Genomic DNA, 16,280 nt, shown 5'->3' on the forward strand with positions numbered 1-16,280 from the left:
CCAAAAACCTATTGTGCGTGCATCAAAAAAATCAAGTGAATTTCTTGTTTTTTCGATGAATAGGTGACGCAATACGTCTAGATGTCTCAGGATACCCGACTACTTGCGGTATACCATTTTCTCGTAAACTAATACGCTCAACGGATTGCCAATGAATTTTAGCAGTTTTTGAAGTATTTGCTTGAATAAATTTTTCCATCATTGAACGATTAAATAATGACTGTTTTTGCAATGGTACGTGTGCCTCTAAAAAAAGTCTATGCTTTTCCCAACCAAATTTATAAGGTAAATCAATGATGGTTACTTTTTCTTTACGCGTCACTTCTGCAAATAAACTTTCTATATCTTCTGGAAAAAGTCGAATACATCCTGCACTACTCCGTCGTCCGACACCTTGCGAGTCATTTGTACCGTGAATTAAGTAGGTAGCTTGTTTAAGCCGCATAGCATATCCACCCAATGGATTATCAGGGCCTGGTGGGACTTTTACCGGTAAATGCACACCATCTTTCGCTCGATCCTTGCGGATTGACTCTGGAACTGTCCAGATGGGATTACGCATTTTTTCGGCAATCCATGAAGGTCCTAAAGGTGTATCCCATCCTTCTCGACCTATTCCTACAGGATAAGTTATCACCACATGACGATGTGGTGGAAAATAATAAATGCGTAATTCAGCTAAATTAATGACTAAACCATGCCGTTTAGGTGGCAAAATAAAACGACTAGGAATTACAATAATGCTTCCAGGTTGAGGATGATCCGGATTGATCATTGGATTGGCTTCTACCAACTCAAAATAACCCATATCGTAACATCGACCAATTTTATTAAACGTATCACCGGGTAATGCTTGCGTCCATTGCACATGACCTACGATATCATCTCCGTGTGCAGGTAACACAAACGTTAATGCAAAAGCGGGTGTAACAACACTCCAATAGAAAAAAATCCCCATTGCCAAATATATTGCTCGTTTTTTAAAACTTTCAATCATTGCAATAGCAAAGGATAGTATCGACATAATTACCAATAAAAAAACAACTTTTCTTGAAATTGGGTATTGTACATCGAATGCGTAATTACGCAACCGCAGCACCTTGCCAAGAACCTGCTTGTAAGTATACCTACATAAGTCATTTTTTTATCCGTAGTTTAGCGTAAGTCAGGGGATTTTATTCTATACTACTGCTATTTACTTTTACTAGGCCGAGATTATGCTCGCGATTAGCAGACAGCGCCGACGATTTTCATTACAAAAAATACAGCAATTTTTTCGAGTTGATAAACCTTTATTAATAGGCTTACTTAGTTTGGTCTGTATAGGTTTAATTGTACTGTATAGTGCGAGCAATCAAAGCTTAGTCATCATTAGTAAACAAGCCTTGCGGATGTTGATTGCTTTTACGGTGATGTTAATGCTTGCGCAAATCTCACCTTCCGTTTATCGTGCCTGGGCGCCTTGGATATTTATTTTTAGTTTTACTTTGCTGCTTGCGGTATTGATTTTAGGTGTTGTTGGTAAAGGAGCACAGCGCTGGTTAAATCTAGGGCTGTTAAAATTTCAACCTTCCGAACTCATGAAATTATCAGTACCGATGATGTTAGCCTGGTATTTACATGACAAATCTTTACCTCCTTCCTTGTTCAATCTATTTGTCGCACTAATTATAGTCGCTGTCCCAACATTATTAGTTATTAAACAACCTGACTTAGGAACCGCTTTATTAATTGTTGCTTCAGGTATTAGTGTTGTTTTACTCGCCGGTGTGAGTGGGCGTTGGCTATTGCTTGGGGGTTTATTAATGTTAATTATCGCCCCTGTAGGGTGGCATTTTATGCACGAATATCAGAAATTACGTGTTCTGACGTTCTTAAATCCAGAAAGAGATCCACTGGGGGCCGGTTATCATATTATTCAATCCAAAATTGCTATTGGTGCGGGTGGATTTTTTGGTAAAGGTTGGTTGCATGGCACACAATCGCATTTACAATTTTTACCTGAACATACGACAGATTTTATCTTTGCAGTTTGCGGAGAAGAATTTGGTCTCCTCGGTGGTATCGTGCTAGTGAGTCTTTATTTATGGATTGCAGCACGCGGACTTTATATCAGTATGAAAGCGCAAGACACCTTTTCGCGTTTACTGGGTGGAGGATTAAGTTTGAGTTTTTTTATTGCCGCTTTTGTGAACATTGGTATGGTCAGTGGGTTATTACCTGTAGTAGGCATACCATTACCATTGATTAGTTATGGTGGAACATCATTAATTACTTTAATCGCAGGTTTTGGTATTCTAATGTCTATCCAAACACATAGAAAATTAGTCGGTAACTAAGGAAAGCAACATGATGAAGAACAAAACCTTTGCAGGTAGCTTATTCGCATTGCTGTTATTAATTACCCTTTGCCTGACTTCTTGTACTGCCTATGCGAATAAACCCGAAGTACGTTTATTTATTGATAAAATGGTAGAAAAATATCATTTCGATCGTAAACAACTACAAGAACTTTTTAATACGGTTAAATCGAACCGCTCAATTATTAGTTCTTTTACTACTGCTAAAGAACGTTTAACCTGGTCAGAATATCAGCCTATTTTTGTTACCACGAAAAGAGCACAAATGGGCGTAAAATTTTGGGACGCACATGCTAAAACATTAGCTGAAGCTGAAAAATGCTATGGAGTTCCTGCTTCGATTATCGTTGCAATTTTAGGTGTTGAAACTCGCTATGGGGAGATTACTGGTAAATATCGTGTGATTGATTCTTTAAGCGCCTTAAGTTTCAATCATTCGCGACGATCAGATTTTTTTAAACACGAACTGGAAAATTTTTTGTTACTCAGCCAAGAAAATCCAGCTATAAATCCGAAGGTCACAAAGGGTTCTTACGCGGGGGCTATCGGAAAAGTACAATTTATGCCTAGCAATTACCGTCATCTCTCGGTTGATGCAACGCATAAGGGCTATAGTGACCTGATTAATAATTCCGATGATGCTATTTTTAGTATTGCCAATTATTTAAAATACTTTGGCTGGAGCAAAAATAAATCTATCGCCGTACCAGCACGTTTTTCATCACAAGCCCTGTTCAATCTACCTAAATCACAAGAGAATTTCACCGTAAAGGATTTTGCAAAATATCACATTTATCCTAAAAAAAAGGTTCCTTCGCAACTAAAGACCTTCCTGATTGTTTTACCACTTCAGCATGGTAATGAATATTGGTTTGGATTTAATGACTTCCAAACTATTAAACACTATAATTCCAGTTCACTTTACGCAATGGCTGTTTTTCAATTAAGTGAATTAATCCAGCATCTCCACCAACAAGAGCATCAACCGCATGTCAATAAAAAATAATGCCGAGCAAGGAAGCTTATTTTTTAAAATTATTTCTGGATTTACTGTATATCTACTTACTTTAAGTCTAGGAGCCTGTTCCTCCACCTCTAGTAGCAGCAATTATCGTTATCATCTGCAACAAGATAAAGCCCCCCGTTTCAGAATTAACGCGAATCGAATTCCTAATGCCGTACCGAAAGCAGAGCCTTTAAGTAAACACGGCAATCCCAAATCGTATGTGGTTTTTGGGCGTCGCTACTATGTCATGAAAAGCGCTAAAGGCTATCATGCCCGAGGTGTTGCTTCCTGGTATGGTATGAAATTCCACGATTTTAAAACCTCAAATGGTGAAATTTATAACGTCGCTGGCATGACCGCAGCGCATAAAACATTGCCATTACCTACCTACTTACAAGTAACTAATTTACGTAATGGAAAAAAAATTATCGTTAAAGTCAATGACCGAGGTCCTTTTGTTAATAATCGTCTCATCGATCTCTCTTATGCTGCTGCAAAAAAACTGGATATGACTGGAACGGGTACAGCACCGGTTTCAATTGTTGCGATTACACCTGGCATTACCCGTTTAGCCGCCAATAATACCTCCATACGCAGAGAAAGTTATGACGGTTATCATCATACCCAAAAAAAACACACCTCTTATATTCAATTGGGATTATTTAAACAACGTACATCTGCCCAGAAGCTTGCATCAATGGTTAAGCAATGGACTCGTTCCGCAGTCAATGTAAAAACCACTTCAATACATAAAAGATATTATTACCAGGTGGTCGTTGGACCTTTACCTAATAGCAAAAGTTCACAACAACTCACACATAGACTGCAATTGGCTGGATTGAATCATCGATGTGTGTATAAAAGCTAATTTTCTTATATGTCACTTAAAAAAATCTATCATTCTGTTTTTTTGCTCTGTGGAATCATTCTACTTGGAGTAATTTTAATACTTAATTTTATTTATCCATTGACCTTGGGAAAAACTAATATTCTTTATAGTGACTTTGGAAAATTTTATCATTCTCAACAACTGTTTATTCAAGGAAAAAACATCTATTCGCCAATTTATTTTGTAAAAAACAAACTGCGTACAACCACATCTACTTCAAAAGCTAAACCAACACCCTCCAAAATCTTTATATTAAGTGGAAATTTAAATCCACCTTTTTTTACGCTGGTTAGCTTTCCCTTAGCCTACCTTAGTTATCCCCATGCATTATTAGTATGGACCTTGCTTTCGATATTAGCTGGAATGTTAGGAATTTTATTATTACAACAAAAACTTGATGGAGAGACTTTTTCGGTATCCTGTGCATTGTTGTTGTTAATTGCTTTGTTCAGCTATTTTCCTAGCTTTGTAAACTTACAATTTGGGCAAGTAAGTTTATTATTACTTCCCTTACTGGTCTGCGGATGGCGGGCTGCACGTCAAGAAAAAATCATTAGCGCTGCCATTTGTTTAGCGTTAGCAAGTAGTTTAAAACCCTTTATTGGTTTATTTTTATTTTATTTTCTTATGCGCAAAGAATGGCGAGGTTTGTGTGCATTTTTGCTAACATTGTCCAGTTGCGCCCTAATCGCAGCACTTTTTTTGGGATTTGATAGTTATGTGGCATATTATCATGTATGTCAGCAGATAAAATGGGCAGCTTCAAGTTGGAATATCTCGATTTACGGTTTTTTCTTACGTCTAGTGGGTGGCATTGAAAGAAATGTGGCTTTACTGCCCGTTCCCGGACTCATTATCTATCTTTATCCATTGCTAGCAGGAATTTTTTTTCTTGCTATTATACAATTTTTGCGACCTGCACATGCTATCCCTGCACAACGAAAAGTAGATCTTGATTTCTCAGTTATCATCACCGCTATGATATTATTATCTCCTTTAGGCTGGCTGTATTATTTTCCTTTCTTGAGTATTCCAATATTAATTTTATGGCAATGGGCAAAAACAGGGATTTATCCTACCGCTTTACCGATAGTGTTAATGGCTTGCATTTTTTTTAGTAATATCCCCATCAGTTTATTAAGTAGCGAACAGATCCATACCACTAATGCTCTGCATGTATTTTTTGGTTCCTCATTTTATTTTTTAGTCCTGATTAGTTTAACTAGCTTACTATTTTGGTTGCGCTATCGTTTAGCAGGTGATGTACACAAAAATTTCAGTGCGAAAAATAGTTACTCTCAGCAATCGAATTTTTGTCAAGGCGGCGTGAAAATGAGCAACCCAAGTGTATTCAATAGACATAAGGATTGCGAATTGAGCGGCAACTCAGACAAAAATTCCAGTGCTAAGAGTATACATTTTGAAAAAATACCCCCAGGCCTGTTATTATTAATCGGCATAGTGGTTTTTTTACCCTCTTACCAAGCAATTGGCAAAGGCACTGTTGACTGGCTATTGCACAGTACGCATTATAGTCAGCAATACTCACTCGTTGCTCTTCATCAGGAATAAACTATGTTGATCTACCCTACGATGAATCCGATTGCATTTAGCTTGGGACCACTCAAGGTTCATTGGTATGGTCTTATGTATGCGGTTGGATTTATAGGTGCGTGGTTACTCGGGAGTTATCGCGCTAAAAAACCGAATAGCGGTTGGACTATCGACGAAGTCAGTGATCTGGTTTTTTACACAGCACTCGGCGTCATTTTAGGCGGACGCGTCGGTTATATGTTGTTTTATGATTTAGGCAACTTCTTAAGTCATCCTTGGATTATTTTTCAAATTTGGCAAGGTGGTATGTCATTCCATGGTGGTCTTTTAGGGGTTTTAGTCGCGTTTTATTTATTTAGTCGAAAAACTGAAAAACACTTTTTTGAGATTACCGATTTTGCTGCCCCTTTAGTACCGGTAGGATTGGCAGCGGGTCGGATTGGTAATTTTATTAATGGCGAATTATGGGGACGCGTCACTGATGTTCCTTGGGCCATGGTATTTCCACATGCGGGAGGATTACCTAGACATCCTTCGCAACTTTATGAATTCTTTTTTGAGGGATTTATATTATTCATTATCCTCTGGATTTATTCGAGCAAAAAAAGACCGCGCATGGCCGTTTCAGCGTGGTTTGCTATTTTATATGGTATTTTCCGTTTTGGACTCGAATTTTTCCGTCAACCGGACCCACAATTAGGTTTTATTGCGTGGAATTGGTTAACGATGGGCCAACTACTATCTATTCCGTTGATCCTATTTGGTGTATTCTTATTATACAAAATACATAACAACAAAATTTAGTATTGCAAAAGAATAATTTAAGTTTTTTGCTCTTACTCATCATTGCAAGCACCAACGCGAAGTAATCGTTACACTCGCTCGCAGGATGATAATTTTTATACTCTTTAAACTATTTAATTCAAATTGATTTCTAGACTTTAGATTTAAATCTAGCCAAAATAGTAGAAATCTTCATCAAAATTTAAATTTTTCATGTCATGTGTGTAGCCCAATATTCCAAAACTTTTTTTTCTGAAAGCAAAATTCTGTTGGTTTTAGCCATTCCGCTGATTATGAGCGGTATTATTGAAACGTCAGTGGGATTTTTTTCAAATATATTTCTTGCGCATCTCGGAGCAACGAGTCTAGCCGCTGGAGCCTTAGTAAACTGGGTTTTTATCACATTAATGGTAATTATTTGGGGAACGCTTTCGTCGATTGCCGTCTTAGTCGCTCGGTATTATGGCGCAAAAAAAAATGAGGAGATCGCTTGTGTATTCTACGCTGGCCTATTATTCGCTACCGTTTTAATGATACCGGCGATGCTATTATTATGGCATCTTGCATCGATATTTTTATTTTTTGGACAAGCACCTGCAACGGTTAAATTAGCCCAATTCTATCTGCACGGACTTACTTGGGCCATTATTCCCGATTTTATTATTACCGTATTATTACAATTTGTTGCAGGCTTAGGCCGAACCAGAACTAATTTAACCTTTAGTTTACTATTTGTCCCTCTCAGTATCTTTTTCAACTATAGTTTAATGTTTGGAAAATTTGGCTTTCCTAATTTAGGTATTGCCGGAATTGGTTGGGGCGCTGCAATGACTTTTTGGATTATCACCTTAGGGTTTAGTATTTACTTTTGTTTAAATAAAAGTTACCGCATTTATTTTAAGTTTCCTCACTGGAAAAAAATAACGCCGCAACTATATGAAATTTTTCAAGTCGGTTTACCTTTGGGTTTAACTTATTGCTTCGAAGTAGGCTTTTTTTTAGCCATGAGTATACTAATGGGCCGCATTAGTGCAGATACATTGAGCGCTAATCAGATTGCTTTGCAATTTTTTTGGCTATTTTCAATTGTGACGTTTGCTTTAGCTCAAGGCATTACTATTCGCGTAGGACATAGTGTCGGTGAGAATAATAAAAGAGCTGTCAACCACGCAACTGTTGTGGGCATATTTTATGCGAGTATTTTTATGGCCTTAGTCGCTTTAATTTATTGGATTTTTCCAGAAAAGCTGATTGCTATCGATTTTAATCTGCATGATCCTAAAAATGCGACTATTGTGCGTTTAGCAAAAGAATTTTTAGCGCTTGCAGCCTTAGTGCAACTCTTTGAAGCACCTCGCTTTGCTCTATTTGGCGCGCTACGTGGTTTGAAAGATACGCGATTTACATTGTTTAGTTCTGTTTTAATATTTTGGATCATTGCTTTACCCATAGGCGCTGGCGCGTTATCGTATGGTTTTGCCGGCTATGGGATTTGGTGGGCTACGATTCTAGCTGAAATCATCGGTATATTTTTATTGGTATGGCAATACCGTCGTAAAGTAAAAGAATATCTTTTTTAAGCTATCTGCTGCAAAAATTTAGGTGCAAAAAGTAGTTATTCATAGCAATGGGATTTTTGGCAAGGCGCTACGAAAACGAGCAACCGGAATGTATTTAAGATACATGAGGATTGCGATCTGCGCGATACACAGACAATGTCAAGTGCGAAGATTAACATTAAAAAAGTAGGTTTTAATATGTCTAAACTTAATCCACGTCCTATTCTATTGCTTATATTAGATGGATGGGGTTATAGATCAGAAAAAGATCATAACGCCATCGCAATGGCCAATACACCGCATTGGGATCATTTACTGCAAACCTATCCACATACACTACTGGATGCATCTGGTTTAGCTGTAGGATTACCTGCAGGTCAAATGGGTAACTCAGAAGTCGGTCATCTCACCATGGGTGCCGGTCGTGTACTCTATCAAGATTTAAGCCGTATTAATAAAGACATAGAAACCGGAGAATTTTTTAAAAACCCTTGTTTGCTAACAGGATTTAAAAAGATCAAAGCCAGTCAAAAATCAGTACATATTTTAGGGCTGTTATCCCCCGGCGGTATCCATAGTCATGAACAACATTGGTATGCCTTACTTAAATTTGCCGCGCAACAAGGAATTCAACAGTGCTATTTACATCTTTTTCTCGATGGTCGTGATACACCACCAAAAAGTGCGGCCGCCTATCTAGAAAATCTTGAAAAAAAATGTAAACAATTGGGTCTTGGAAAAATTGTCAGTCTTATTGGACGTTATTACGCAATGGATAGAGACAAGCGTTGGGAGCGTACACAAGTAGCATATGATTGTTTAAGCTTAGGTGAAGCACGCTACACTGCCGATACGGCTTTACAAGGTTTGCAATTGGCTTATGCTCGCGGTGAAAGTGACGAGTTTGTTTCACCGACTACAATTCACAATGAAAATAAACCAGCAGTGAAAATTCAAGACGGCGATCTTGTTATCTTTATGAATTTTCGCGCTGATCGTGCACGTCAATTGAGTCATGCTTTTCTCGACAAACAATTTTCAGGTTTTGTTCGGCAAACACAACCACATCTAGCAGGATTTATCTCTTTAACTGAATATGCTAGTGACATCCCCAGTCAAATTGCTTTTCCACAACAATCCTTACGTAATGGCTTAGGTGAGTATCTTGCTCAACATCATTTGACCCAATTACGTATTGCAGAAACTGAAAAATATGCACATGTCACCTTCTTTTTTAATGGTGGCGATGAAGTCCCTGCAGCAAATGAAACGCGCGTTTTAATCCCTTCAAAGAAAGTGAGTACCTATGATCTTACTCCGACAATGAGTGCTATCGAAATTACTCAACATCTGTTAGAGGACATTAAAGAAAAAAAATATGATGTCATCATTTGTAACTTTGCTAACCCCGATATGCTAGGACACACTGGAAATTTAGCAGCAGCCTTACAAGGAATTAGCTGCATTGACGACTGTATTGGCAAGCTTATTGCTTGTTTAAAAAAATACGGTGGCGAAGCTATCATTACTGCCGATCATGGTAATGCTGAATGTATGTTTGATGAAAAAACACAACAAGCACATACTGCTCACACCAATGAACCTGTACCTTTTGTTTATATCGGTCGACCGGCGACAATAAATCCAGTCAAACAGGCAAGTTTAGCAGATATCGCCCCTACTCTTTTAAGTTTATTAAATTTACCTAAACCGCAAGAAATGACCGGTCAAAACTTACTTGCACTGAAATAATTTTAGCATTTTGTTCCTTTTTTTCACAGTAATTCTCCCTAAAATAAAATTGCCTATCTTGTAATTGATAAAAAAATAAGGAAGGACTATAAATTAAAAACAGGTGGAGTTAACTTACATAAGGAGATTCTGTGAAAAACACATCGATTAAATGGATTGTCATTATCTCTTTGCTTTTTACAAGCAATGCCTTTGCTAATACCAATGGCTGTGACTGTTGCTTAAAACCCATTTTGCCGACTAAAGGTCTCTGGTATGTCGACTTGGCAGCAGGCTGGGTATTTAACTACCATGCCGATCAATATACCGTTTCTCAACAAAGTTTTTTTCCAGATGCTTACTTTAGTAACAACAACCAAAACAGTAAAGTGGTGGCTTTATCGGGAGGTTATAGTTGGCATCGAGACGACGAATGGCTCCCTATTTTAAGCTTAGGTCTAGAATATAGTTATTATTTTCCTATCAAATCAACAGGTTTCATCCAGAAATTTTTTAGCCCTAACCTTACCGATTATACCTATGAATTTAAAACCCATTTTCAACAACTTAATTTACTAGCCAAAGCTAATATTTATCGTTGGTCGAGCGGTCTTTCTCCCTATCTTTTAGGCGGGATTGGCAACAGTTGGAATACACTAGACTCTTATACCGAAACCGCTTTACCCGGGATTACCCCACGTATCCCTCCCGGATTTAGTGGTGCAACGACGAGTAACTTCGTTTATATCCTCGGATTCGGCATGGACTATGACATCAACAAAAATTTTCAAATAGGTCTAGGTTATCGGTATGACGTTTTAGGAAAAGCACATAGTGGCAATGGGAATTCCACTTTTGCCAATGTCGATTTAAAAGGCCGATCCAACCAAAGTACTTTACTCCTTAACCTACGATATTACTTTGCTTAGCCGCTTAGATATAAGCTTGCTTGACCATTAGATATTAGTTTGTCTAGAAAAATTATAATAAGGAAATTCTATGAACAAAAAAAACCGCAGCATTGACCCTATCGGCTGGAGTCTGCAAAATCCTTTCCCTGCGACGGTTGTCGTAGGAGAGCAATATGAAGAAGTCTATCAGCTCGTAAGTAACCTGCCTGCTCCGATGCCAGCCCCTTTAACGGTTACCCATACCGGAGGAAGTGATTTTACCGTTGAGGACCAATGCTCTGGCCTCTTTCTGCTACCGGGACAAACCTGTAACGTGACCGTTCGGTTTAGTCCTTCCAATCCCGGAGCACAGCAATTTCAACTGACATTACATTATTTTAACGATGTCGTACCCCTACCCGTACAGACCATCACTGCCGAAGGCAGTACTCTGTTAATTGAAGGCAGTGTCACTCAAGCCTTACCCGCAACCACACTCGTTGATTCAGAGTATCCTGTCATTTTTACTTTTCAAAATATAGGCGGAAGTCCGGCCACTAATCTTGATCTCGAAAGCAGTTATCCCACCGGATTTACCGAAGAATCAGATACTTGCTCAGGAACTACTTTAGCTGCTGGAGCAAGTTGTACCGTTCAAGGAAGATTGATACCTCCCAGTCCGGGCAGTTATACCGTTGCCGCTGCTTTAAACTATGCTGAAAGCCAAACACCCGCCTCGGTATCCACCAGTACCGACGCTATTGTGGTTGACGTGACGGGCAGTGTTACCACTCCGCTACCCAGCATGACCGAGGTCGGCGATAGCTTTCCGGTCGTATTTGCCTATACCAATAACAGTCCAGTAGCCGCCACCGGCGTAACTATCACAACAGACTATCCACCAGGATTTACTCAGCAATCCGATAACTGCACCGGCACACTCAATCCCCATTCCAGTTGTACCATCCAAGGAACCTTTATACCCGCAACCGCGGGTGATTTTACGGTGGGTGTTGAATTGGCCTATGTCGAAGGCAGTCATCCTGTTCAACTAGCCACTAGCACAACCGCTGATGTGGGTGCCTTAGGCGTTACCGGTGATGTAACGACACGTTTACCGGCTGCCACTTCAATAGCTGTCAGTTATCCCGTAGTGTTTACCTACATCAATCAAGGTTCCGTACCCGCTACAGGTCTTAGCATAACGCCTACTTATCCAACCGGCTTCACCCAGCAATCCGACACCTGTACCGGTAGCTTAGCCGTTGGCGCGACCTGTACCGTGAAAGGCGAGCTGTTACCCGCAACGGCGGGTAATTACACCGTCGCTGTGTCCTTAGCCTACGATCAAAGTCTCAACCCGGTGCCACTATCCACCGAAACAGCCGCGATTGTGGTGGATATTACCGGAGAGGTCAGCACACCTTTACCCGCTACCACGGCCATCAATACCAGTTATTCGGTAGTATTTAGTTATACCAACCACAGTTCAATAACAGCAACTGATCTGGTATTAACACCGAACTACCCTACTGAATTTACTGAGAACGAGAATACTTGCGCATCCGGAACACTCGCCGCAGGTCAAACCTGTAGCATTGAAGGAAGTCTTATACCTAGCAGCTCAGGCACACATACCGTTGCAACCTCTTTGACTTATGCCGGTGCACCCGCGTCAATTCCACTCTCTACCAGTACCAACACTCTTGAATTCGTTCTTACCGGAGAGATCAGCACACCCTTGCCAGGTAGCGTCGAACGCGGTAAAGAGTATCCCGTGGTATTTACCTACACCAATGACAGTCCGCTACCCGCCACTAACCTGATCTTTACACCGAATTATCCAGCCGAGTTTATGCAAGATACGAATACTTGCACGAATACCTTAGCCAGCAGTGCATCGTGTAGCGTATCCGGAACGCTGATCCCCAGCAGTAGCACACCTCCTGGGTCAATAACAGTAGGACTCAATTTAGCTTATTCTGAAGGTTCACCGATTGAGTTAACTACCCGCTCAGAAGTAGAGAGCGCCGCTATTATTAGCGGTACTGTCACTCAAGCCTTACCCGCAACCACACTCGTTGATTCAGAGTATCCTGTCATTTTTACTTTTCAAAATATAGGCGGAAGTCCGGCCACTAATCTTGATCTCGAAAGCAGTTATCCCACCGGATTTACCGAAGAATCAGATACTTGCTCAGGAACTACTTTAGCTGCTGGAGCAAGTTGTACCGTTCAAGGAAGCTTAATCCCTCCCAGTCCGGGCAGTTATACCGTTGCTGCAGCTTTAAACTATGCTGAAAGCCAAACACCGGCCTCGGTATCCACCAGTACCGACGCTATTGTGGTTGACGTGACGGGCAATGTCACCACTCCGCTACCCAGCATGACCGAGGTCGGCGATAGCTTTTCGGTCGTATTTGCCTATACCAATAACAGTCCAGTAGCCGCCACCGGTGTGACTATCACAACAGACTATCCACCAGGATTTACTCAGCAATCCGATAACTGCACCGGCACACTCAATCCCCATTCCAGTTGTACCATCCAAGGAACCTTTATACCCGCAACCGCGGGTGATTTTACGGTGGGTGTTGAATTGGCCTATGTCGAAGGCAGTCATCCTGTTCAACTAGCCACTAACACCACCGCTGATGTCGGTGCCTTAGGTATTACCGGTGATGTCACAACACCTTTACCCGCTACCACTTCCATCGATGTCAGTTATCCCGTGGTGTTTACCTACATCAATCAAGGTTCCGTACCCGCTACCGGTCTCAGCATAACGCCTAACTATCCAGCCGGCTTCACACCGCAATCCGACACCTGTACCGGGAGCTTAGCCGTTGGCGCGACCTGTACCGTGAAAGGCGAGCTGTTACCCGCAACGGCGGGTAATTACAGCGTCGCTGTGTCTTTAGCCTACGATCAAAGTCTCAACCCGGTGCCACTATCCACCGAAACAGCCGCGATTGTGGTGGATATTGCTGGAACTGTCACCACCGATTTACCGGAAATTACCTCACCCGACGACAGTTATCCGGTGATATTTAGCTATGAGAATAACAGCGCAGCGGACGCTAACGGTGTCGTAATAACGCCTAATTACCCCAACGGATTTATAGAAACTGCGAATTCTTGTACAGATTCAACGACGCTTGAGGCTCATAGCAGCTGCTCCATAGAAGGTAGCTTTACTCCACCTAGCGAAGGTGATTACACGGTTGCAACCTCTTTGACTTATTCCGGAGGTGTAGCTCCTATCCCACTCGAAACCTCTACCACAGCGGTTGCGTTTGTGCTGACTGGCGATGTCACCATCCCTTTACCCGCTACCACTGAGCTGGGTGAAGATTATCCGGTGGAATTTACCTTCACTAATGAGAGTCCATTACCTGTCACTAATTTGAATTTAACACCTAACTATCCAGCAGACTTTATGGAAACCGCTAACACCTGCACAAATACCTTAGCGGCCAATGCATCTTGTGTCGTGTCAGGAGATTTTATACCCAGTAGTACTACTCCTCCAGAACAAACTATTTCGGTAGGAACAACTTTAACTTATGCAGAAGGCTCGCCTATCGAGTTAATTACAAGTACAGAAATTGAGAGTCAAGTTGATATTTCAGGAGATGTAATCGAAGGTTTACCACCTGTTGCAACGGCATCAGCGACACCGCTACCTGTTGTATTTGAATATACGAATAATGGTAACGCACCCGCTACAGGATTAAATCTAATAAAAAAATATCCCCCTGAATTTACTGAAACTTCTACTACTTGCGTAGTCACGCTAGCGGCTAATACAAGTTGTCAGATAACAGGAAATCTAGATATTAGTATACCCGGGGATTATTCAGTGGATGTGACCTTAAACACCAATGAAGCTGCACCCGTGTCGCTAATCACTCAAACTTCGATAATCGCTGCGGAAGTAATCGGATCAGTAGTACAAGCCTTACCAGGAAGTACGGTCGTTAATACCCACTATCCAGTTACGTTCTTGTTCACCAATAAAGGAACTGCTGACGCAACGACAGTTAATATAGTCACTAGCTATCCTCCTGATTTTCAGCTAACTTCAGAGACGTGCGAGGGAACCTTAGCGGCTGGCGCCAGCTGTAGAGTAGAAGGGATACTCACACCAACCAGCGAGGGCCCGCAAACGGTAGGAGTCAGCTTTCAATACGCCGAAGGTGATGATATCCCTTTATCGACATCCACTACGGTTGGTATGCTAGTTTTACAAGGTTTCGTGCAACAAGGCCTTCCCGATGTAGCCAGGGCTAATACAACTTATCCCTTAATATTTAAATACACGAACCCAGATCCGGACAATGCTACCGGTTTGAGTATCAGCAGCACAGGCTTGAACATTACCTCAGATACCTGTAGTGGCACACTAGCTGCAAATAGCAGTTGTACAATAGAGGCAAATTTTACGCCCACCCAAATTGGTGCTTATACGGCAGGCGTGAGCTTATCTTATGACCAAGGCGAAGACATCCTTTTAAATACCTATACTGTAGTTGGCAATAGCTTATTTATTGCTGGAGGTGGTGAAGGCTTTCTCCGCACTACACCGACTTGGTCAAAATGGACTACGCGAGATAATAAGGATAAGACGATTAATTTAACCGGTACCGCTTTTAGTCCAAAATTACAACGCTATGTTATGGTTGGTAACTATAATAGTTCGGGTGTCAAAGGATTTCTTCAATTTACGCGAGATGGAATTAGTATTCACGACCAACAGTTTCCTCTTTTTTTACCGCGAAATATTATCTGGAACTCGGATCTTGCCCAATTTCTAACAATAGGTACACAGGGAGAGATAGCCACCAGTGTCGATGGTGTAACCTGGGTGACTCAAACCAGTCCGGTTAATGCCACTTTAAATAACGCTAATTGGAGCCCACAACAACACCAATATGTCGTAGTAGGTTCAAGCGGTACTATTTTAACCAGTCCTGATGGTATGGATTGGCAATCACAAACCAGTGGTGTCAGCGACAACTTAACCGCAGTGGCATGGAGTCCAAGTTTGGAGCGATATGTTATCAGTGTCAACGCTAATTATGTTTTAAACAGTACTGATGGCATCACCTGGACTAATCCAGGTGCAACTATAGAATTTATTGCACAGAGCGTCACCTGGTCACCTACACTGGGTCGATTTGCTTTAGTAGGAAATAATACTTATATAGCGACGAGTAGTGATGGCCAGCAATGGCAGAAGCAGCAATCAGGAACAACAAAAATTATTAATGATGTCATTTGGTTTAGTTACTTGAATGAGTTTTATGCCGTAGGCACGAACACGAATGTCTACAATAGTGCAACCGGTTTAAAGAAGTGGGACAATAAGTCGCTTACCACATTTGCTAATTATTCAATCAATGCGGTAGCCGCAGGGGCCGTTGTGGGTTAAGCATAACTTTTGCAATGACTTAGCTATCATTGCAGGCTTAATAAAGAAAGATAATGTTGGACAACTCACATTAT

10 protein-coding genes are annotated in these 16,280 nt (G+C 40.9%); 9 read left to right on the forward strand and 1 reads right to left on the reverse strand.

Annotated features, from left to right (window positions below):
* Positions 1 to 31 precede the first annotated feature (31 nt).
* A complete protein-coding gene (locus AAHI99_RS04995; protein ID WP_342227203.1) occupies positions 32 to 1,090 on the reverse strand; it encodes a L,D-transpeptidase family protein in 1,059 nt (352 codons plus the stop codon).
* Positions 1,091 to 1,217: 127 nt separating this feature from the next.
* Between AAHI99_RS04995 and rodA the strand changes: the two genes are divergently transcribed.
* From rodA to AAHI99_RS05040, 9 genes are all read left to right on the forward strand, one after another.
* Complete coding sequence (gene rodA / locus AAHI99_RS05000) at positions 1,218 to 2,339, forward strand: rod shape-determining protein RodA (RefSeq protein WP_342227204.1); 1,122 nt, start codon at positions 1,218 to 1,220, stop codon at positions 2,337 to 2,339.
* 10 nt (positions 2,340 to 2,349) lie between these two features.
* Positions 2,350 to 3,366 carry a lytic murein transglycosylase B gene (mltB, locus tag AAHI99_RS05005; protein ID WP_342227205.1) on the forward strand — a complete coding sequence of 339 codons (1,017 nt, stop codon included), beginning with the start codon at positions 2,350 to 2,352 and terminating at the stop codon, positions 3,364 to 3,366.
* A complete protein-coding gene (locus tag AAHI99_RS05010) occupies positions 3,350 to 4,234 on the forward strand; it encodes a septal ring lytic transglycosylase RlpA family protein (protein WP_342227206.1) in 885 nt (294 codons plus the stop codon). The genes mltB and AAHI99_RS05010 overlap by 17 nt, the downstream gene beginning before the upstream one ends.
* Before the next feature lie 9 nt (positions 4,235 to 4,243).
* Entirely contained in the window at positions 4,244 to 5,827 is a 1,584-nt protein-coding gene (locus AAHI99_RS05015; RefSeq protein WP_342227207.1) for a glycosyltransferase family 87 protein, read from the forward strand.
* Positions 5,828 to 5,830: 3 nt separating this feature from the next.
* Entirely contained in the window at positions 5,831 to 6,613 is a 783-nt protein-coding gene (gene lgt, locus AAHI99_RS05020) for a prolipoprotein diacylglyceryl transferase (RefSeq protein WP_342227208.1), read from the forward strand.
* Positions 6,614 to 6,885: 272 nt separating this feature from the next.
* Complete coding sequence (locus AAHI99_RS05025; protein ID WP_342227209.1) at positions 6,886 to 8,172, forward strand: MATE family efflux transporter; 1,287 nt, start codon at positions 6,886 to 6,888, stop codon at positions 8,170 to 8,172.
* Between the two features lie 177 nt (positions 8,173 to 8,349).
* Positions 8,350 to 9,903: a 2,3-bisphosphoglycerate-independent phosphoglycerate mutase gene (gene gpmI / locus AAHI99_RS05030; protein WP_342227210.1), complete on the forward strand. Its 1,554-nt coding sequence runs from the start codon at positions 8,350 to 8,352 to the stop codon at positions 9,901 to 9,903.
* Positions 9,904 to 10,034: 131 nt separating this feature from the next.
* Positions 10,035 to 10,811 carry an outer membrane protein gene (locus AAHI99_RS05035; protein WP_342227211.1) on the forward strand — a complete coding sequence of 259 codons (777 nt, stop codon included), beginning with the start codon at positions 10,035 to 10,037 and terminating at the stop codon, positions 10,809 to 10,811.
* A gap of 70 nt (positions 10,812 to 10,881) precedes the next feature.
* On the forward strand, positions 10,882 to 16,206 hold the full coding sequence (locus AAHI99_RS05040; RefSeq protein WP_342227212.1) for a choice-of-anchor D domain-containing protein: 5,325 nt from the start codon (positions 10,882 to 10,884) through the stop codon (positions 16,204 to 16,206).
* Positions 16,207 to 16,280 lie beyond the last annotated feature (74 nt).

This window comes from Rickettsiella endosymbiont of Rhagonycha lignosa (assembly GCF_964031165.1).
Taxonomy (GTDB): domain Bacteria; phylum Pseudomonadota; class Gammaproteobacteria; order Diplorickettsiales; family Diplorickettsiaceae; genus Aquirickettsiella.

Coding starts and splice junctions, on each gene's coding strand:
- rodA (WP_342227204.1), top strand. CDS start 1,218: ATGCTCGCGATTAGCAGACAGCGCCGACGATTTTCATTACAAAAAATA.
- mltB (WP_342227205.1), top strand. CDS start 2,350: ATGATGAAGAACAAAACCTTTGCAGGTAGCTTATTCGCATTGCTGTTA.
- AAHI99_RS05010 (WP_342227206.1), top strand. CDS start 3,350: ATGTCAATAAAAAATAATGCCGAGCAAGGAAGCTTATTTTTTAAAATT.
- AAHI99_RS05015 (WP_342227207.1), top strand. CDS start 4,244: ATGTCACTTAAAAAAATCTATCATTCTGTTTTTTTGCTCTGTGGAATC.
- lgt (WP_342227208.1), top strand. CDS start 5,831: ATGTTGATCTACCCTACGATGAATCCGATTGCATTTAGCTTGGGACCA.
- AAHI99_RS05025 (WP_342227209.1), top strand. CDS start 6,886: ATGAGCGGTATTATTGAAACGTCAGTGGGATTTTTTTCAAATATATTT.
- gpmI (WP_342227210.1), top strand. CDS start 8,350: ATGTCTAAACTTAATCCACGTCCTATTCTATTGCTTATATTAGATGGA.
- AAHI99_RS05040 (WP_342227212.1), top strand. CDS start 10,882: ATGAACAAAAAAAACCGCAGCATTGACCCTATCGGCTGGAGTCTGCAA.